Source organism: Neobacillus endophyticus (genome assembly GCF_013248975.1).
Taxonomy (GTDB): Bacteria; Bacillota; Bacilli; order Bacillales; family Cytobacillaceae; genus Neobacillus; species Neobacillus endophyticus.
This window is the reverse complement of the sequence record NZ_JABRWH010000001.1, coordinates 1,080,306-1,100,935: the sequence shown is the minus strand read 5'-3', so window position 1 is coordinate 1,100,935 and position 20,630 is coordinate 1,080,306. Positions and strand designations below refer to the sequence as shown.

19 protein-coding genes and 1 riboswitch are annotated in these 20,630 nt (G+C 40.8%); of the genes, 17 read left to right on the top strand and 2 right to left on the bottom strand.

The window, feature by feature from the left end; genetic code table 11:
• Positions 1–372 precede the first annotated feature (372 nt).
• The 13 genes from HPT25_RS05270 (at position 373) to HPT25_RS05210 (ending at position 14,345) form a co-directional block, all read left to right on the top strand.
• Positions 373–1,353: a LacI family DNA-binding transcriptional regulator gene (locus tag HPT25_RS05270; protein ID WP_173060948.1), complete on the top strand. Its 981-nt coding sequence runs from the start codon at positions 373–375 to the stop codon at positions 1,351–1,353.
• A gap of 6 nt (positions 1,354–1,359) precedes the next feature.
• Positions 1,360–2,268: a ribokinase gene (rbsK, locus tag HPT25_RS05265; RefSeq protein WP_173060945.1), complete on the top strand. Its 909-nt coding sequence runs from the start codon at positions 1,360–1,362 to the stop codon at positions 2,266–2,268.
• On the top strand, positions 2,265–2,660 hold the full coding sequence (gene rbsD, locus HPT25_RS05260; protein WP_173060943.1) for a D-ribose pyranase: 396 nt from the start codon (positions 2,265–2,267) through the stop codon (positions 2,658–2,660). Before rbsK ends, rbsD begins: the two co-directional genes overlap by 4 nt.
• Entirely contained in the window at positions 2,661–4,163 is a 1,503-nt protein-coding gene (locus tag HPT25_RS05255; protein ID WP_173060940.1) for a sugar ABC transporter ATP-binding protein, read from the top strand. It begins immediately after the preceding gene.
• On the top strand, positions 4,160–5,098 hold the full coding sequence (locus tag HPT25_RS05250) for an ABC transporter permease (protein WP_173060937.1): 939 nt from the start codon (positions 4,160–4,162) through the stop codon (positions 5,096–5,098). Before HPT25_RS05255 ends, HPT25_RS05250 begins: the two co-directional genes overlap by 4 nt.
• A 30-nt stretch (positions 5,099–5,128) precedes the next feature.
• Complete coding sequence (gene rbsB / locus HPT25_RS05245) at positions 5,129–6,064, top strand: ribose ABC transporter substrate-binding protein RbsB (protein WP_173060935.1); 936 nt, start codon at positions 5,129–5,131, stop codon at positions 6,062–6,064.
• Positions 6,065–6,417: 353 nt separating this feature from the next.
• Entirely contained in the window at positions 6,418–8,235 is a 1,818-nt protein-coding gene (locus HPT25_RS05240; protein ID WP_173060932.1) for a glycosyl hydrolase family 18 protein, read from the top strand.
• Positions 8,236–8,391: 156 nt separating this feature from the next.
• The gene (locus tag HPT25_RS05235) at positions 8,392–9,051 is read left to right on the top strand and encodes an HAD family hydrolase (RefSeq protein WP_173060929.1); all 660 of its coding nucleotides are present in this window, start codon (positions 8,392–8,394) and stop codon (positions 9,049–9,051) included.
• 234 nt (positions 9,052–9,285) lie between these two features.
• The gene (locus HPT25_RS05230; RefSeq protein WP_173060926.1) at positions 9,286–9,837 is read left to right on the top strand and encodes an NADPH-dependent FMN reductase; all 552 of its coding nucleotides are present in this window, start codon (positions 9,286–9,288) and stop codon (positions 9,835–9,837) included.
• Positions 9,838–10,327: 490 nt separating this feature from the next.
• Entirely contained in the window at positions 10,328–10,648 is a 321-nt protein-coding gene (locus tag HPT25_RS05225) for a hypothetical protein (RefSeq protein WP_217269635.1), read from the top strand.
• 1 nt (position 10,649) lies between these two features.
• Positions 10,650–10,856: a hypothetical protein gene (locus tag HPT25_RS05220; protein WP_173060921.1), complete on the top strand. Its 207-nt coding sequence runs from the start codon at positions 10,650–10,652 to the stop codon at positions 10,854–10,856.
• A gap of 712 nt (positions 10,857–11,568) precedes the next feature.
• Positions 11,569–13,167 (top strand): spore germination protein, encoded by a 1,599-nt coding sequence (locus HPT25_RS05215; protein WP_173060918.1) that lies wholly within the window; start codon positions 11,569–11,571, stop codon positions 13,165–13,167.
• Entirely contained in the window at positions 13,164–14,345 is a 1,182-nt protein-coding gene (locus HPT25_RS05210; protein ID WP_246277144.1) for a Ger(x)C family spore germination protein, read from the top strand. The genes HPT25_RS05215 and HPT25_RS05210 overlap by 4 nt, the downstream gene beginning before the upstream one ends.
• A gap of 120 nt (positions 14,346–14,465) precedes the next feature.
• Here HPT25_RS05210 and HPT25_RS05205 read toward each other — a convergent pair whose 3' ends face one another.
• Entirely contained in the window at positions 14,466–15,557 is a 1,092-nt protein-coding gene (locus tag HPT25_RS05205; protein ID WP_173060915.1) for a GerAB/ArcD/ProY family transporter, read from the bottom strand.
• 535 nt (positions 15,558–16,092) lie between these two features.
• A riboswitch (cyclic di-GMP riboswitch) is annotated at positions 16,093–16,176 on the top strand.
• A gap of 268 nt (positions 16,177–16,444) precedes the next feature.
• Between HPT25_RS05205 and HPT25_RS05200 the strand changes: the two genes are divergently transcribed.
• Positions 16,445–16,969, top strand: coding sequence for a DUF5317 family protein (locus HPT25_RS05200; RefSeq protein ID WP_173060912.1), 525 nt, complete (start codon positions 16,445–16,447; stop codon positions 16,967–16,969).
• Complete coding sequence (locus HPT25_RS05195; RefSeq protein ID WP_173060909.1) at positions 16,966–18,993, top strand: HD domain-containing phosphohydrolase; 2,028 nt, start codon at positions 16,966–16,968, stop codon at positions 18,991–18,993. The genes HPT25_RS05200 and HPT25_RS05195 overlap by 4 nt, the downstream gene beginning before the upstream one ends.
• A gap of 84 nt (positions 18,994–19,077) precedes the next feature.
• Here the strand turns inward: HPT25_RS05195 and HPT25_RS05190 are convergent, their stop codons facing one another.
• Positions 19,078–19,347, bottom strand: a complete 270-nt coding sequence (locus tag HPT25_RS05190; RefSeq protein WP_173060905.1) for a PilZ domain-containing protein — start codon at positions 19,345–19,347, stop codon at positions 19,078–19,080.
• A 170-nt stretch (positions 19,348–19,517) separates the two neighbouring features.
• Between HPT25_RS05190 and HPT25_RS05185 the strand changes: the two genes are divergently transcribed.
• Together HPT25_RS05185 and HPT25_RS05180 are read left to right on the top strand one after the other, a co-directional pair.
• Positions 19,518–19,838 (top strand): STAS domain-containing protein, encoded by a 321-nt coding sequence (locus HPT25_RS05185; protein WP_173060902.1) that lies wholly within the window; start codon positions 19,518–19,520, stop codon positions 19,836–19,838.
• 63 nt (positions 19,839–19,901) lie between these two features.
• A complete protein-coding gene (locus HPT25_RS05180) occupies positions 19,902–20,627 on the top strand; it encodes a PP2C family protein-serine/threonine phosphatase (RefSeq protein ID WP_173070900.1) in 726 nt (241 codons plus the stop codon).
• The last annotated feature ends 3 nt before the right edge of the window (positions 20,628–20,630 follow it).

Below are 20,630 nucleotides of genomic sequence, written 5' to 3'. Positions count from 1 at the left end.
AATCTAATATTTCCAAATTTTAAGATATGTTACTGAGAATATCAAATGATAGGTAGAAATTTGCCCGCTGTTGGGTGTTCCCTAGTTGATGAGCGTAAACACATAGATGAAAGCCTTTTGGAAAATAAAGTATTGACGAACCATAAAACAGCGTCTAAAATGATTAATAGATTGATATGTAACCGATTACATTCAGTATTGAATGATATGTAACGGGTTACATGTGTATGCAAAAAACGATGATCATCTAATAGATTATAAGAAATTTTTTAAAAAGATATGTGTAACGGGTTACATATTTTTATTTTTTACTGAATATGTAACGGGTTACACAAACTAAGAACAGGCTACGATAATGGAGTGGAAAAGCGGATGAGTACAATTAAAGAGGTTGCAGCTGAGGCCAAGGTGTCTGTTGCCACTGTTTCCAGGGTGATTAATAATAATGGCTATGTAAATGAGGAAACGCGGAAAAAGGTTTTGCAGGCGATTTCCACGTTAAATTATATGCCGAATGAGGTGGCGCGAAGCCTTTTTAAGAAACAGTCCAAAACCATTGCCCTGATTGTTCCTGATATTAAAAACCCTTTCTTTCCTGAAATTGCGAGGGCGATAGAGGATGTGATGAGCAGTCAGGAATATACCTTAATTCTCTGCAATTCGGATGGGAAAGTGGAGAAGGAAATTATGTATTTGGATGCCATGAAGCAAAAATATGTGGATGGGATTATTATTGTCACCAGTACATTAACACCCAAACATATTGAAACAAGGGATATTCCGATCGTAGCTCTCGATCGAAAGATTAGTCCTGATATTCCATCTGTTACAGTTAATAACTATGAAGGGGCGCGGCAGGCAGTTCAGTATTTGAAGAAGATTGGCTGCCAAAAAATTGCCCATATCCGCGGGCCGCATGCCATCAGCAATGCGGATGAACGTTATAAGGGATTTATGAAAGAGGTTGAGAATGAACCATGGTTTCACCCAGAATTAGTTGTGAATGGAAACTATAATGTGTTGGAAACAACGGAGGCCACAAAGGGGTTACTAACAAAATATCCAGATATCGATGGGATATTTGCCGGCAACGATTATATGGCTATTGGGGTATTAAAGGCAGCGGTGCAGCTGGGAATTCGAATCCCGGAAGAGCTCTCCTTAATCGGATTTGACGGAATCCAGCTCAGCCAATTAACCAATCCGGAAATCACGACCATGGCACAGCCGATTTACGAATTGGGACTTACGGCTGCTGAACAATTATTAGAAATGATTGAAGGAAAGCCGCTTGTGCAATTACACCATCATTTTGAAGTGAAATTAATGGACGGCCAATCGACAAAGAGGTGAGCTAACTTGGAAAATAAAAAAATAACAGTTGTTGGAAGTATTAACATGGATCTCGTCACAAGTACAAAACGAGTGCCTGTATTGGGTGAAACGGTTTTAGGCGAATCGTTTCACACCATTCCCGGCGGCAAAGGAGCAAACCAGGCGGTTGCCGCAGCTAGACTGGGGGCCGATACCACATTGATTGGCTGTGTAGGAGATGACACGTTTGGGAAAGATCTGCTTAAGCATTTGGCGAGCCAAGGTATTCGTACGCCTTATGTGAAACCGATTACATATTCAACGACAGGGATTGCATCTATTACGATCTCTAACGGAGAAAACCATATTATTGTCGTTCCCGGTGCGAATTTTCAGGTGACTCCGGAATATGTGGCAGAACATGAAGACGTCATCGCCAGCAGTGACATATTATTGCTGCAACTGGAAATTCCAATTGAAAGTGTTGAAAAAGCAGTGGAACTCGCGAAGAAGCACGGTGTAAAAGTGATTCTCAACCCAGCTCCCATTCAGCCTCTCTCCAAGGACTTAATGAAAAAAGTAGACTACTTTACACCTAACGAATATGAACAGCAGGTCCTGTTGGAGTCACATGAGTGGACAAATGAAGAGCGAGAGGAGCTTCTCGCCAAATGTATTATTACCAAGGGGTCAAAAGGGATAACATTTACTAGCGGCGGTAAAGTAATAGAGATCCCTAGCTATAAAGTGGAGGTCGTTGATACGACTGGTGCGGGCGATTCTTTTAATGGCGGGTTGGCGTATGCTTTGAATAAGGGGATCGCAATGGTGGAGGCATGCAAATTTGCCAATGCAGTTGCAGCCCTTTCGGTAACAAAGCTGGGTGCACAAAGCGGAATGCCAACGCTTGCTGAAGTGGAGGAATTTTTACAAACAAGGGATGAAGCAAAATGAAGAAAAATGGAATTTTAAATAGTCATATTTCAGAGGTTCTCTCAAGAATTGGGCATACCGATACGATTGTGATTGGTGACTGCGGCCTGCCGATTCCTGATGAAACAGTCAGAATCGATCTCGCTTTAAAAATCGGCACTCCGTCATTTATTGACACTTTAAAGGTGGTATTGGAGGATATGGCGGTTGAACAAGTGACCTTAGCACTGGAGATAAAAGACCATAATCCGGAAATGGAAGAACAGATTGCAAGTCTTGCCGGCGATCTCGAGTATAAGTATGTTACCCATGAACAGTTCAAGGAGCAGACGAAAAAGGCGAAAGCGGTGATTCGGACGGGAGAGGCCACCCCTTATGCCAATGTGATTTTACATGCAGGAGTGATTTTCTAAATGAACCGCATACCTGTAGTTGAAATGAAGAATATCAGTAAATCCTTTTCAGGGAACAAGGTATTAGAGAATGTCGGCTTTCAACTTCTGCCAGGGGAAATACATGCGTTAATGGGGGAAAACGGCGCTGGAAAGTCGACACTGATCAAAATCATGACCGGCATTTATGAACGTGATGCAGGTCAGGTGCTGGTGAAAGGCGAGGAAGTCCATTTTAACAGCCCAAAGGAAGCAGAGCAGGCCGGAATAGCTGTGATCCATCAAGAACTGAATATTATCCCCTATCTAACAGTCTATCAAAATATGTTTCTCGGAAAAGATTTGACAGTTGGGAAATTAGGGATTACGAGAGACCGGGAGATGAAACGGAAGACGAAAGAATATTTAAACCGTTTAGGCATTGACCTTGATCCGGATATCGAGGCGGGAAATTTATCAGTCGGTCAACAGCAAATGATTGAAATCGCCAGGGCTGTCGCGGCAAATACCGAGGTGCTGATCATGGACGAACCAACGGCAGCATTGACGGACCGCGAAATCGAGTCATTATTTAAGGTGATTGCCTCTTTAAAAGAACAGGGTGTAGGGATCGTTTATGTTTCCCATCGAATGGAAGAAATTTTTCAAATCTGTGATCGGATTTCAGTCCTACGTGATGGTCATTTTATTGATGTAAAAGAAGTAGCGAAAACAAACTTTGATGAAATCGTCAAATTAATGGTCGGCCGGCAGCTGGGGGAACGATTCCCTGAGCGTGATACGAAGCTTGGCCCTGAGCGGTTAAGAGTGGAACATCTGACTACCGCCGGCTTATTCGAAGATATCAGTTTTTCGGTACAGCAGGGTGAAATTGTCGGTGTTGCAGGCCTCATGGGGGCTGGGCGCACGGAAATCATGCAGGCGATTTTTGGCTATCGCTCCTTACATAGTGGAAAAGTGTTTATAGATGGGAAAGAATCAACGATTAAGACGCCGTTTGATGCGATGAAAGCGGGAATTGCCTTTGTAACAGAGGACAGAAAAAACCAGGGCTTAATTCTCGAGCTGTCCGTCAGAGAGAATCTATCGATTACGAACCTTACCAAAATTTCAAAGAATAGTATCATCTCGGCAAAAACAGAAATCAGCTTGATCGATGAAATGATTGAAAAACTTCACATTAAAACATCCGGCCGGGAGCTTACCGTGAAATCCTTGAGCGGCGGAAATCAGCAAAAGATTGTCATCGGAAAATGGCTTGGAATACAACCGAAAATCTTGATTCTCGATGAGCCAACCCGCGGTGTGGATGTGGGGGCGAAAAAAGAAATCTATCAATTGATGAATGAGCTCACCAAACAGGGAGTGTCGATCATTATGGTATCTTCCGAGCTTCCCGAAATCTTAGGAATGAGTGATCGGATTCTCGTCATCCGCGAAGGCAAACTTACAGCCGTTCTTCCCAAGGCGGAAGCAAGTCAGGAGAAAATTATGCAAGCAGCAACTGGAGGGAGTAAATCATGAAGACCTCGAAGTTTCAGATTATTCAAAAACTAGGACCGCTAATTGGTTTAATCATCATTACGGTCATTCTCTCGATCATCAGTTCAAGTTTCTTAACATTGGACAATGTGTTTAATGTATTACGCCAAGTGTCCGTGAATGCCTTAATTGCTTTTGGTATGACCTTTGTGATTTTAACAGGCGGGATTGATTTATCAGTAGGCTCGATTTTAGCTCTGTCATCCGCTATAACGGCAGGATTGCTGGCTGGCGGAATGGATGCACCTTTAGCCATGCTCATCGGACTCCTTTCAGGTGCGGTGATGGGGGCGATTAATGGACTGTTTATCACAAAAGGAAAAGTGGCTCCTTTTATTGCGACTTTGGCTACGATGACGATTTTCCGAGGGCTGACCTTGGTCTATACGGATGGAACTCCGATTACAGGGCTGTCCAAAAGTTATTTCTTTCAAATCATGGGACAGGGCTATTTTGGCTGGATTCCAGTTCCGGTGTTATGGATGCTGGGATGTTATGTTGTTCTTTATTTTATCTTGAAGAAAACGACATTTGGCCGAAGAGTGTATGCCATTGGCGGCAATGAAGAGGCTTCGATTCTATCAGGGATCCGTGCTAATCGGGTGAAAATATGGATTTACTCTCTGACAGGCGCTTTGTCCGCACTTGCCGGTATAATTCTTTCTTCCCGTCTAGATTCTGCCCAGCCCACTGCAGGTACTTCCTACGAACTTGATGCAATTGCTTCCGTTGTTTTAGGGGGAACCAGTCTTTCTGGGGGAAGAGGCTGGATTTTTGGAACATTGGTTGGAGCACTAATTATAGGTGTTTTAAATAATGGACTCAATTTAATGAATGTCAGCTCCTTCTATCAACAGGTTGTTAAGGGAGGTGTGATCTTACTAGCTGTCTTGCTTGATCGTAAAAAAGCTTCATAAAATACTTGTAAAATAGGGGGTTATGAAAAAATGAAAAAGGTTTTTAACGGGTTTCTATTTTTAACATTAGTGATGTTTGTATTAGCTGGCTGTTCCACAAAAGCGCCGGGTTCATCTGAGAAGGCATCTACTACTGACAAGAAAACGGGCAAAATCAAAATCGGATTGTCTATTTCTACATTGAATAACCCATTCTTTGTATCCTTAAAAGAGGGGGCCGAGAAAGAAGCAAAGGCTCAAGGTGCAGACATTATTACGGTTGATGCTCAAAACGATTCAGCAAAGCAAGTAAGTGACATCGAAGATTTAATCCAAAAAGGTGTCGATGTACTATTAGTAAACCCTGCCGATTCTGATGCAGTGAAAACAGCTATCGAATCAGCAAATAAAGCAAATATCCCTGTCATTACAGTGGACCGCAGTGCAAATGGCGGAAATGTAGTCTCCCATATTGCATCAGATAACGTGGCGGGCGGTAAAATGGCTGGAGACTTTATTCTTGAAAAGCTCGGTAAAAAAGGTAATGTCGTAGAATTAGAGGGGATTCCAGGATCCTCGGCGGCACGTGAACGCGGAGAAGGATTCCACAAAGCCATTGAAGGTATATCCGGCATTAAAGTAGTGGCCAAACAAGCAGCAGATTTTGACCGTGCAAAAGGCTTATCCGTAATGGAAAATATTCTGCAAGCCAATAAAAATATCCAAGCTGTCTTTGCGCATAATGATGAAATGGCTTTAGGAGCACTTCAAGCGATTGCAGCAGCTGGCTTGAAAAATGTAATCGTTGTTGGCTTTGATGCAACCGCTGATGCGGTTAAAGCGGTAAACGAAGGCAAAATGGCTGCCACTGTTGCCCAAAAACCAACTGAAATTGGCCAAAAAGGCGTCCAAACAGCAGTGAAAGTCGTGAACAAAGAGTCCGTAGACAAGTTTATCCCTGTGTCATTGGATTTAATAAAAAAATAGTAGGAGAAAGATGGGAAGGGCACTCAAGCACCCTTCCTATTTTTTAGTAGATAGGAAAGCAACTTTCCAATCAGGCATAAGTGCACTATTCATGAGCATTAGCCTCGCAGTCGAGAAGCTGTGCTTTTCGACGAATTATGCCTCTGTCTTCCCCCTAAGGGGCTCGTCAGTCTATATACAAGAAACGAAATGACGTAGAGTTTCCCCTGTAACTGCCATTTTCCTATTAAATGAATAGTCTAAACTCCCTTTTAACGGGAAAAATTACCTCCAATATAATGCTATAAACATACGTTTCTATGTATTAAAATAAGAATAAACTACTATTTTAATAGGGAAGGCAGGAGCGAGGGATGAAGCCACATGATCGTCACCCGTTGTCATTACATTTCGGCTTAAAATTCTTTATTGCGCTCATCATGTTAGTCGGAGGCTTTACAAACTTCAGTGTTGCGGAGGCCGCGGTTAAACCGGACCGAACGCCGCCTACCAAGCCCGCTAATTTGCATATGACGGGAAGAACGGATTCCTCTGTCACATTGGCTTGGAATAAGTCGACTGACCTGCACGGTGTGAAGAATTACACGGTGTATCAGAATAATAAAGTTTTAGGGACAACTGTCTCCACTCAGTATACGGTGAAAAACCTGCGTCCCGGAACAACCTACAGCTTTTTTATAAAAGCGCAAGATACAAAAGGGAATATTTCTGCTTCTAGCAATATAAATAAGGCTGCCACTGCGGTAAAAGATCAACCGCCAAAAGTGAGCACCATTCAGGTTTCTCCGATTGCAAGTGATGGACAAACTGTAAGCGGGACCATTAAGCTGTCTGTTACTGCCAGCGATGATAAAGGGATTCAAAAAGTTAACTTTTACAGCAATAATGGCGGGTATCTAATCAAGTCATTGACAGCGCCGCCGTATACTGCAACATGGGCCACAGACCCATGGGTGTCAAACGGCCAGCAAACATTGAAGGTGGTCGTGTATGATACGGCCAACCAAACCGCACAAGCGATAAAGACAGTGACCGTTAACAATGTAAAAGTGACTGTAGCTCCTGTCCAAAGTGCTTATAAAATGATTGGCTATTATACAAGTTGGTCAACTTACTCCAACTACCAAATTGCCAATATTGATGCAAGCAAACTTACGCAATTAAACTATGCATTTGCCAATATTTCTGATGATGGAAAAATTGAGATGGGAGATGCCTGGGCCGATGTACAAAAGCCGTTCCCTGGGGATACTTCCAGTCAGCCGTTAAAAGGGAACTTCAATCAGTTGTTGAAGCTGAAACAGCAAAATCCTAATTTAAAAACGATTATTTCGGTTGGTGGCTGGTCAGGGTCGCAAAAGTTCTCTGACGTGGCTCTAACCGACCAATCGAGAACTGTTTTTGCCAACAGCGTTCTGCAATTTATTTTACAATATGGCTTTGACGGGGTTGACCTGGATTGGGAATATCCTGTTACCGGAGGAGAATCAGGGAATACTTACCGTCCAGAGGATAAGCAAAATTTCACCCTTCTTTTACAAAAAATTAGAAGTGTTTTCGATGCTCAAAGTGCCCAGGATGGTAAAAAATATATCATTACCATTGCCGGCGGTGCTGGTAAAAGCTATGCGGCCAATACAGAATTGAATCTGATTCAACAATATGTGGATTACATTCAATTAATGACCTATGATATTCATGGATCATGGGATACCTTGACAGGGTTGAACGCACCGTTATACCGGGATCCTTCTTCCAAGTTTTACGCGGAGTGGAGTGTTCAAGATGCGGTGCAAATGTATCTCAACAATGGAGTGCCGGCAAATAAACTTATCATGGGCGTTCCCTTTTATGCAAGGGTCTACAATCAGGTCAACAATGTAAATAACGGTTTATATACGTCATTTACGGGCGGTGGATCGGCCATTACCTATGCTAATCTCGCAGCCAACTATTTGAACAAGAATGGATTTATCCGCTACTGGGATGCCGCTTCAGATGTTCCGTGGCTGTTCAATGGATCGCAATTTGTCAGCTATGATGATGAGGAATCCATGGGTTACAAAACATCCTTTATTAAATCAATGGGCCTCGGCGGCGCGATGATGTGGGAGCTCAGCCAGGATCCGAACGAGGTTCTATTAACGAAGATCTATAATGATTTAAAATAGATTATGATAATAGTATCCTGTCTTTTATGGTATATATGAGATCAAAAAAGTACATCACTAATCGTTAGTGGTGTATTTTTTGTTTAGAAGAGCTCTCGAATGTTAAGCTAATGGAGGCGGCCTAATATCATTTATATGAAATAGGAGGAAAAAATAATGTCTCAATCAATGATCTTTGATATGGATGGAACACTATTCCAAACCGATAAAATATTAGAGTTATCACTTAATGATACGTTTAACCATTTAAGATTATTAAATAAATGGGATACAGAAACCCCAATTGATAACTACCGTGAAATTATGGGCGTGCCTTTACCTAAAGTATGGGAAACCTTATTGCAGAACCATTCCATTGAAGTAAGAGAGCAAACGGATGCTTATTTTCTAAAAAGATTGATAGAAAATATAAAAAGTGGGAAAGGTGCTTTATATCCTAATGTAAAGGAAGTTTTCCGTTATTTAAAAGAAAATCAGTGTACTATTTACATAGCGAGTAATGGATTGAAGGAATATTTAAAGGCAATTGTGAGTTATTATCATTTGGATGAGTGGGTTACTGAAACATTTAGTATCCAGCAAATTGATTCGTTGAATAAATCAGACCTAGTAAAGAGTATTATAGATAAATATGAAATTACCAATGGCGCAGTAGTCGGGGATCGCCTTTCAGATATAAATGCAGCAAAAGATAATGGCCTAGTTTCTATTGGATGCCGTTTTGATTTTGCCCGTGAAGAGGAACTTTCTCAGGCGGATCTCGTCATTGATGACTTAATTGAACTACAAACCCTATTACCCCAACTAAATAAATAGCATGAGATGAAAAGCTCGCACGAAGAAAAGGTCATTCCTCGTTTTACAGGGATGTCCTTTTTTAAATTTATAGGCCATTTCGTTTGAGAGGTTTCCTCCCTCTAAACTATTTTTATAGTGCTATTAGGCTACTTTTGAGTCCCTGCTTCTAAAAACTATTCTCCCTGATTATTTATAAATGTAGTCGTTTATTCGCTGCCAATTATGTGGATGCACATGAAGGAGGAAGAAATCATGACAAATGAAAAATTAAACATCGGAATTATTCTAGGAAGCACTCGCCAGGGCCGAGTTAGCCCACAAGTGGGGGAATGGGTAAAAGGAATTGCTGATCAACGTGGTGATGCTCATTATGAAATTGTAGATATTACGGATTACAACCTTCCGTTTTTCGGAACTACGGATGGGGCAGAACCGGGAATTAAAGCTTGGAATGATAAGCTGTTTAGTTTAGATGGATTTGTATTCATTGTCCAAGAATACAATCACAGCATTACAGGAGCTTTAAAAAATGCACTTGATTTAGCCCGTGAAGCTTGGAATGATAAAGCGGCAGGTATCGTCAGCTACGGGGGAAGCGGGGGAACTCGTGCAGCTGAACATTTACGTGGGATTTGCGGAGAATTACTAATTGCCGATGTGAAAACACACCCAACCTTATCATTATTTACTGACTTTGAAAATTTCTCCACGTTCAAACCAGCTGAACTGCATGTTAATAACGTCAATCTCATGCTTAGCCAAGTAGTAGCCTGGAGTGGAGCATTAAAATCCTTGAGAAAATAGTGTTCATGAAAGTACTTAAATAGTAGTTGATGAAAGCACCTAGATTGATAGGTGCTTTTCTTTGGCCGATAGGAAAGTTTAACTTTCCTATCAGGCATAAGTGCACTAAGGAATGCTTCGTGAGCATTAGCCTCGCAGTCGAGAAGCTGTGCTTTTCGACGAACTGCGTCTCTGTCTTCGCTCTAACGGGCTCACCAGTTGGCGAGTTTTTTTATCTTGATCTGTTGATTCAAAGGGGAATATATCCGAGTCATGGGGGGATTCGAACAGGTCGCTTTTTTCAGTTTGAGGTTTTGTTCTTTATTCACGCTATGAAGGACAGTTTCCTCTGGGCATGGCTGCATATTGTCTTTCATTCATGGCATGAAGGACAGCTTCCTTTTTCCAGTTTGTTATTTTGTTCATCATCCTTGCTATGAGGAACAGCTTTCCCTTAGCTTGATGGCGAATTGTTCTTCATCCCGCCAATGAAGACCAGTATCCACAGGGATTGGTGGAAAAAGTCCAACATCCGTCCAAAGAAGACCAGTATCCACAGGGATTGGTGGAAAAAGGTCCATCATCCGTCCAAAGAAGGGCAGTATCCACAGGGATTGGTGGAAAAAGGTCCATCATCCGTCCAATGAAGACCAGTATCCACAGGGATTGGTGGAAAAAGGTCCATCATCCGTCCAATGAAGGCCAGTATCCACAGGGCATGGCGAAGAAATGTCCATCATCCGTCCAAAGAAGGCCAGTATCCACAGGGATTGGTGGAAAAATGTCCATCATCCGTCCAAAGAAGGGCAGTATCCACAGGGATTGGTGGTGAAATGTCCATCATCCGTCCAAAGAAGGCCAGTATCCACAGGGATTGGTGGGGAAATGTCCATCATCCGTCCAAAGAAGACCAGTATCCACAGGGATTGGTGGTGAAATGTCCAACATCCGTCCAAAGAAGGGCAGTATCCACAGGGATTGGTGGTGAAATGTCCATCATCCTGCCAAAGAAGGCCAATATCCACAGGGATTGGTGGTGAAATGTCCAACATCCGTCCAAAGAAGGCCAGTATCCACAGGGATAGGTGGGAAATTGTTCTTCATCCGTCCAAAGAAGGCCAGTATCCACAGGGCATGGCGGGAAAATGTCCAACATCCGTCCAAAGAAGGCCAGTATCCACAGGGTATGGCGGTGAATTGTCTTTCATCCGTCCAATGAAGGTCAATATCTACAGGGCATGGTGGTGAAATGTCCTTCATCCTTCTTATGAAGGCCAGTTTCCGCAGGGGTTGGCTTCTTTTTATCCTTGATCCTCATAATAAGTACAGCTTCCACAGGGAACGGCCCGATGCTATTTCCGTGCGTAGTCCATTTTTTCCTCTTTTCAGGGATCTAAAACGATTCTATTTGTGCAAGATTTCATTTTTCGCCTTCACCAGTTGCGCCCGAGGCTAGTGGTCAGTATAGAAGGCTGCGATTCCTTGTCTATAGGCCAACTTCCATATTAGTTGAATAAAACCAGGATAAAATCAGCCACTATTTGGAAATATATTATAAATAATTTCTAAAGATGGATGAAATAACGAATAAGCAAATGGTTAAGGAATCCAGTTGTGATTTAATGGAAATTAGGTAGTGAAACAATGTAATGAAAGAAAGCGGGCGTAAGAATTTAATGTATATCTGTTTTGAAAAAGGTTAGGGGTATTCTCGTCTTGGAAAACCCCTAAAACAACAGGGAGACTTTTTATATGTTTTGGAAAAAAAATCGCCAACAACTGGTTTATAACAAGATCTTAAAAGATATTGAATCGGCAGATTTTATGTTCGAAAACCTTGAAAATATTGATTTAGACTCAAAACTTTCTACCAATGAAAAGGTATTTAAAGAGATCTTTCAATATTGTTCAGATGTTGTATTTCGCCCGATTGAAATTCAAAATGAAACCAAGATCCTTTTGATTTATATCGATGGTTTAATTGATTCAAAGACTCTTGATCAAATAGCTTTAAAACCAATGTTGTTTCATGGACTTCCTGGTGCATTGAGTAAAGTTCAAAGTATGGAGCAAATCATCGAACAGCATCTTGTTGCGATGGCGCAGGTTCAGAAAGATTCCAAAATCGTAGATGTGGTAAATGGGATCTTAAAAGGATATGTAATCATTTTAGTTGATGGCGTAAATAAGGCGTTAGTTGCGGAATTGAAAGGATACGAAAAACGAAGTGTGGAAGAACCCTCTGCTGAGGCGTCTGTTCGTGGACCAAGAGATGGATTTACGGAAACTTTACGAGTCAATACCAGCCTAATTCGAAGACGTATCCGAAGTGTAAAACTCAAAATGGAGCCTATGACGGTTGGTCGAGTGACTCTAACGGATATTGTCATTGCTTATGTTGAGGGAATTGTTCCGAATTCAGTCATAGAGGAGGTCCGGAAAAGAATCCAAAGAATCCAAATTGACGGGGTGATGGAATCAAGTTACATCGAAGAGTTTATAGAGGATGTTACCTGGTCGCCATTCCCGCAAATTCAAAATACCGAACGCCCCGATGTGGTTTGTTCCAGTTTGTTAGAAGGAAAGGTCGCCATTCTCGTCGATAATACTCCATTTGTATTAATTGCTCCTATGACATTTTGGAGCGGCTTACAAGCAGCGGATGATTATTACGAAAGGTCTATTTATTCAACTTTCATTCGAATCATTCGCTACGCCTTATTTAATATTGCTTTGCTTTTCCCGTCATTGTATGTAGCCATCGTAACATTTCATCCGCAGCTGATTCCTACTGCTTTGTTAATGAGTATTGCTGCAGCCAGGGAAGGAGTTCCATTCCCAACTGTCATTGAGACCATATTGATGGAATTTATGTTTGAGGGTCTTCGCGAAGCGGGAATTCGGTTGCCAAAAACTATTGGCTCAGCTGTTAGTATTGTTGGGGCGCTTGTCATAGGACAGGCAGCGGTGCAGGATGGTATTGTATCGGCCACTGTAGTCATTGTTGTATCAACGACGGGTATTGCGTCATTTGCCATACCGCGGTACAATCTCGGGACTGCTTACCGATTTCTGCGCTTTCCCATGTTAATTCTAGCAGGAACGCTCGGATTATATGGAATAATAGTCGGAGTTTTCTCTATATTAATACACCTCCTAAAACTTCGTTCGTTTGGAATTCCCTATTTAAGTCCGGTAGCACCGCTTATTTTAAAAAACTTGAAAGATGTATTCGTTCGCGCACCAAGATGGAATATGACTTACCGGCCGGAATTAATCTCCGGAGCGAATAAAAAACGTGCTTTGGAAGGTCAGCAACCAAGCCCAAAGCATGAGGGACGAGACAAATGAATCAGAAATTAACCGTCTATTTCATGCTTATTTTATTACCATTCTTCCTTTCTGGATGTTGGGATAGTATGGAGTTAAACGACCGTGCGATTGAACTTGCATGGGGAATTGACGCCGCAAAGGGCAAGAAGATTCAGATCAGTACACAGGTTATTATCCCATCCAAGATCGGATGGGGACAAGGAAATAGCGGCGGTGGTGGGCAAGGGAAAAACTATTTTGTCGAAACAGGTATTGGCAATGATACGCTTGAAGCTGTTGAGAAAATGCAAACAAAGCTTTCTCGTAAAATATTTCGCGGGCAGCGGCGTGTCATTGTAGTTGGGGAGAAACTGGCTAGAAAAGGAATCAAAAATATATTAGATACCTACACACGAGATCCCAGCATCAATTTACTAACTGATATTTTTGTTATTAAGGGAGGTACCGCCAGGAACTTCCTTGAGACATCTTATCCTCTAGAGAGTATACCAGCCGTAGGAGCTTTAAAAGAATATAACCAGATTGGGGCACTAAAACAAGTAGGATTTTTACAATTTTTACTTTCTGCATCCAGTGAAGGGAGCTGTCCAACGATCCCCACCCTTTTATTTAGCCCCTCCGCTTCTTCAGCAGAAGGACAGAAACAGGAAGAGAAAGGGTTTCGAATTGCGGGGTCCGGAATATTTAACAAAGAATTGAAATTAATTGGATTCTTAAATTTGGAAGAAGGTAAAGTCCTTCGCTGGGTGACAGGGAACCTGGATTTTCTAACGATCACTTCACGTGTACCAAGAGAAAAAGGGTACATCAGTTTGGATGTAAACAAAGTAGATAGTAAGATTCAGCCCCTCGTTCAAGGGAACAAGGTAAAATTTCTAGTTAAACTAACGGGGCAAGGATCAATACGTGAAAACAACACAAGTTTAGACCTTACGGATGTTAAAAATATAGCGATTGTTCAACAAGCATTGGATACACAAGCTGAAAAGATGGTTCTCAGGACTATTAGAAAAGTGCAAAAAGAGTATGGTACAGATATCTTTGGTTTTAGTGATGCCATTCAACAAAAAGATCTTCGGCAATGGAAGTCCTTAAAGAAAAATTGGGATCAAGAGTTTTCAGAAGCTGAGATTTCTGTAAAAGCAAACTTGTTAGTTCGGAAGATTGGCGTAACAGGTCAATCGTTAATTAAATGAGGTTAAACGAAGCAGGTTGCTGAGGGAACAATACGATTATTTAAGAATATGAGCAAAAAAACATACAAGTAGACCACCGGTCAAACCGGTGGTTTTACTTGTATGTTTTTTTATCACTTTTTATTTTTTGAACACCTTTTGCCGAAACCATGTAACAATAAGTAAAATGGCTGGTACTACTAAAAGCAATGGAATCCACACATACGGGAGAACGATTTTTAAAAAATGTAAATAAATGTGCTCAGATATATTTTTTGACATGGTCATGCCCAGAATCAATGCTATAACGGATGCTGGAATGGTGAGTACACGATAATTTTTCATACCTGTCAACTGTTGGAATCCTTTTGAAGCAGAAAGAATAGTAAGTGTACTTTTTAAGAATGCGGTCGAAAAAAAGTATAAAACACCAAAGATTTGCAAGTTTTCGATGAAATTCCCAATGCTGATCATTCCTAATAATGTATATAAAGGATATAGAAAATGTGAAAACAGACCGCCAAAAACGGAAATGCACTGTATATCCCAAAATGCTATCATTAATCCGGAAAATATAGTGGCTAGAACTGTAACCTTCATGACTTTTTCAGGGTGCTTTGTATCTGTCCAGAACATGGAAAGTACGATTGATTCTGCAAATGGCTGAGTCATGCCTCCGGGAAATGCAACCTTCCAAATAGGAGCCCATCCGTCTTTTAAAACAGGACGTAAATTATTGATATGCATAACACCAGAACTAAAAAGAAGGATCACCTGAATACAAAACATTAATAAAACCAAGGGGAAGATGATTTCACCCAGTCGACCAATGATCTCAATTCCTCCAAATGCGCAATAGGCAATAATGATGATAAAGACACCTTCAATAACTAGATAGGGGGTATTGAATAAAATGGTTGTTGAAACCATATCCCTAACATCCCCGAGAATCCTGCCTACATGATATAAAAACAATAGAGGGTATAAAAAAGCAATTGGCACCCCGATCCATCGTCCAAACTGGGCGGGAAACCACTGAACCAGCGTTAACCCTGGGTTCATCCGCATTAAGGTGGTGTATAACAGGATGACGAGAAGACCTAGGCACATGGATAAAAGTTGGGCTAGCCACGCATCCCGATCGGCAGCAGCTCCAAAGCCAAATATAACAGTAGTTCCTAATTGGAAGATAAATGTAATGACGAACAATTGATAGGATGAAATTTTATACATAGTGTTTTGTCACCTAAGATAATTCAAATATACAACCATTCTGTTATCAACTATATAGTATGCAGAGTCATATTATTGGAAAATGCTGGTTTATTTATTCGTTTATTATAAGTGTTTCTACGATTGGATTGCAAACCGGTCAAGTGTTGTAATTTTAGAAGAAGTATTTTCCTTATAGAAATAGGTATTAATTTGGTTGGAAGTACTATTATTTTCAGATTCACACAAGTTTAAAAAAAGACTTATCTATTATTTCTCGCCCTACAGATGGATGTCTTCTTACTTTTTTCATATGTTGCCTTTCAAATTCCTTAAATTCAGATGTTCTCATGTTTTGATCCAACATGGATGTTTTGTTAGTAACATCCAACTGTTTTTAACGGAAGAAAGATCATAGCTCTATCTTTTATCAAGAATTAGGACATAGGTAAATATTCACAAAAATAGCAATAAAAACTTACGAAAATTCCGAAAGAAAGCGTTGCCAACGTGCCTATAGTATTATATTATTATAGTAATAACAGATCACAAATCTTTACGATAAAGGCAAACCTATTGAAAGATAGGGACGCAAAGCCAGGGGCCTAAAACGCATCAGTCAAGGCAGCCGGTTGCCGAAAAAGAGGGAGCTAATTCAAAAATCCACCTCTTTTTCAGGGGTGGATTTTCCGCTCTATGAAATAGGTATTTAGACCTATAAAAAGCAAACTGAAAGGGGGTGAAACAGATGAAAGCTCGCTTAAAAAATATTTTAGCTATCAGCGCTGTAGTTGCTGCTGCTTTAGCTCCAATTATCGGTCGCCCATGGATTTAGTCGTCATTACAAGAAAACTGGGTGAGAGATCACCTGGTTTTCTTTATTTTTATCAAAGAAAGGGGCCATTCAAATGGTATTTTTCGTTATTATTGCTTTTCTCATCGCGTTTTTCCTAAAACGAAATCCGTTTCAATTTGTTCGAAATATTTCATTTAAATGGCCTCTTATTATTCTGTTAAGTTTTGGGGCACAGATTGTTTTATCGTTTGTTACGTTGGAAACAAGGGAAAAAATAGTATGGGTTTTCGTTTTAACGTTTATCGGCGTTATTTTCGGGCTGTATATCAATAGAAGGATTCCCGGTGTGAAGTGGATTTGTATAGGAGCAGCCTTGAATTTAATTGCGCTGCTTTTAAATGGAGGAACAATGCCGGTTTCTAAAAAAGCTCTCCAGCTGACAGGACAGGCAGGTGTTTCGTTTGCCACCGATGCCCGTCATCACCTAATGGGTGACTCCGTGTATTGGATTCTTGGAGATTGGATTCCGGTGATCAGGTATGCACTAAGTCCTGGGGATATTTTGGCGGGAATAGGGATTGCTATACTTATTATCAAACACTCTGAAAAACGAAGCGATCAGGATGAGGGCAAATGAGATTAGTTAACTGGTTTACCATTATTCTGTTTTCCATAGGGATCGGAGCATTATTGTATTCAGTGACAGCCATATCGATCCATCAACTATCCATCTATCTTTTCGTTGTTGCGATCACGGTTATTCTCGAGATTTTCCCGATCCAATTACCTAGCGGTGACCAATTTGAAGCTGGAAGTATTGGCGTTTTGTTTGTGCTATTGCACTTTGGTATACCATATGCAGTATTGGCCATAACCATCGGTTTGGCCGCTCTTTTTATAAAAATTTTGAAAAAAGTAAAGATTCCTCTGTTTCGTCTGATTGTAAATGTCGGAATGTACACGATTTCGATGCTGGCTGCATTGTCTGTTTGGAGAATGACCCAAGGGATGAAGATGATTATAGCGGTTGCTATTTTGGCTTTCCTCTATGAAGTGGTGAATATAGCCCTGTTGGAAGTCATACAAAAATTGACAGCCAATCGAAAATTATTTGCCTCCTTTAAACAGCAATTAAGAGAGCTGTTGATTCCCATCGGTGTGTATTCTATTGTTATTCCGACCTTGCTGATCCAGAAAACGAACAAAGAGATCATCATTACCGTGTTATACACCCTATTTTTCTTGCTTATTGTCATCTTTTTTTCCAAAGAATACACAAAACAGCTTTCATTGAGGAATTCATCTTCCAAAGCTTTTATTCAAGTTCTTGAAGGCCGTATTACCCCCAGTTTGGCCGGGCATGGTAATCGGGTAGGGGCCATTTGCGAGATTCTTTTGGAAGATCTGGATTTTCCAAAAAGCAACCGAAAAGATTTAATTCAAGCTGCGATTATACATGATATTGGAAAAGCATTACTTCCCACCTATATTTTTCGAAAACGCGGGGATTTGACTTTATCCGAAGAACGAGAGTACCAAAGACATCCTGAAAAGGCTGTTGAAATCGTCAAAACGATGTTTTCGAAAAGTGAATTTTCCGATTGGATTCTATATCACCACGAGCGTTGGGATGGAAAGGGTTTCCCAAAAGGGTTATCAGGAGAACAAATTCCATTAGGGGCCCGCATTATTGCTATAGCCAATGAACTAGATTTCATTCTAATGCGTCATGATGATGCGGAAACGATTTTTAAATTACTTCAAGAAAAATCAGGGACGGTGCTGGACCCTAAATTAGTGGAAAAAGTAGAATTCAGTCATATTGAAATGCTGGTTGAGGAGCTTCGGGACCTCTTCCGCCGAGAAGAATTACCGCTAAATGATTACACAGAAAATCAATTTTCCGATGATTCTTACTCAAGTATTGGGGAATCTTACTTTGTTCAAGTCCAGAATGGCCAGATTCGATCGCCGAAGGATGAAATTTCAGAACATGTACTGCGCAAACTAGCGGAGGCCGCTTTAGAGCAGAACAAACCAGTTCATGAAACCATCCGTCGTGATAACCTCACACTGGATGTTCACGCCCAATCTTTGAAAAACGGAGAGGTTACGATATTTGTGCATGATCTGTCTCCATATCTTGCATTTAGAAAGAATTTGGAGCGCAACATTTTGGAGTCCTATGTAGACGTCATTGAAACGCTATCTGAAGGGAAAATTAAATTGCTATCTTCCCAAGCAAAGCTGGAAGAACAATTCGGGAATTGGATTGCGGATATTCCTATTCATAATACATCGGATGTCTCGAAGTGCAGGGAATTGACCACAAAAGCACTCGAGCAATATCCAACTGAATTACAGTCGATGAAAGTTCAAGTTGCAGTGTCAGAAGCCGTGACAAATGTTCTCAAACATGCAACAAAGGGGAAATTCTCCGTTTATCAACGTGATCAAAAGCTGCAATTTCTAATTTCGGATAAAGGATCGGGTATCCCGCTTCATGAAATTCCAAAAACAATCTTAATTTCCGGTTATTCCAGTAAGCGTTCGTTGGGGAAAGGTTTTAAAATGATTGCCAGCTTTTCCGATGGCGTACAAATCTTTACATCGCCAGAGGGCACTTCTATATTAATTGAATTCAGATTATTGGGAAAATAATGCAGATGAAATGTTTTCAAAAAAGAGGGGAATCTATACCGTAGGGCTCCAATAGCTTCCGGTTATTCCCCTCTTAACAGAATTTTATTCTTGTATTTGCAAACCATATTGAAAATATCCGTTTTCTAAAGTTTTTTTCCAGATGATTCTTGCTTTAAATGGAATACTATTATCTAATTCAATGTTTTGGCAGGTTAGGATAGTTTCGAGATCCACATCTAATTCTGTTACAATTTTTAATCCGTTGAAACTGGCGTCTTCTAATTCTGCTTTTTGGGGAACGGGCTCTAAAATCATCAATTGGATGGAATTTTCGAAGTCTACTCTCCCAAATTGACGACGTTCGATACTCATACGCAAACTCCTCTCAAAAGATGTAGTGAAACGATAATCTGGTAGTAAAGCCCCATGGAATACTCTTATTTTAATGGCAGCAAGAGGATAGTACAAGACAATTTTTAAAAAATGAAGGTAATTTTAAAAGGGCTTTCATCTTGTGGGATTTTAGGTCAGGGGGGATTAAATTGGAGTTACTTTTAGACATTCAGTCGAACCAAAAACAGGTTGTCATTCGAATTAATGGGGTTATGGATATTGCGACAATGGATGCTTTTCATGTTCAAATGGAACAATTACCTGCTACCTTTTCCTCCTTACTGCTGGATTTTTCAAATCTTGAATTTATTGACTCTACGGGCATTGGAGCCATCGTGGAATTAATTTATCTTTCTCAGGAAAAAAACTTCACGATTATGTTCGAGGGAATGAATGAGGATATAGAGGAAATATTTGAGATGCTTGGGGTGTTCCGGATCTTAGAGGCTTTAAAAAAGGAGGGAGCTTAGTTGACTCTTCAAGACCATGTCTCTTTTCAATATGATGATTCCGAAATTTTTGAAGAATTAAAAATGTTGAAAAGAGAAATTAATTTAGCGAGAAATATCCAAACTAAGCTTCTAAATGCCGAAATTCCGAAGCTGGTCGAAAGCGAATTGACCGGTACCTCCATCCCAGCGAGATTGATTGGCGGGGATTATTTCGACTTCTATCCATTGACCGATGGGAGAATTCGAATGGTGATTGGAGATGTGATGGGGAAGGGAATTCCTGCTGCGATGTTAATGATTTTAACAAGGGGAGCCTTCAGGAGTGCCGCCCAAAGTACTGGCGGACCAGGGGATACGTTAACAGCCATGAACAATGCTTTATACAAAGATTTCCGTGCTTTACGATCATTTGTCACTGTACTTTGTGCCGATTGGGACCCAAAACAAGGGACGTTGACGTTTGCTAATGCTGGTCATCCTCTTCCGCTTCTCTTAGGAGGGAATCAAGTATCAGAGCTTCCGAAAGTCAGCGGGGTGATGCTTGGCGGCCTGCCTAATCAAATTTACGAAGAGAAACAGGTCCGTTTAGCGCCAAATCAGTATGTTTTATTTTATACAGATGGGATTATAGAGGCACAGAATCAAGCGGGAGAACAGTTTACCCGTGAACGCCTTAAGAAGATTTTGCTCGAAAATGAAGGGAAAAGCGTCCAGCAATTGGAGCAGGCGGTGGTTCAGTCAGTTTATCAATTTTCAAATGGAATGAACCAAAAAGATGATATAACGATGGTTCTGCTCCGGATTTGAGAG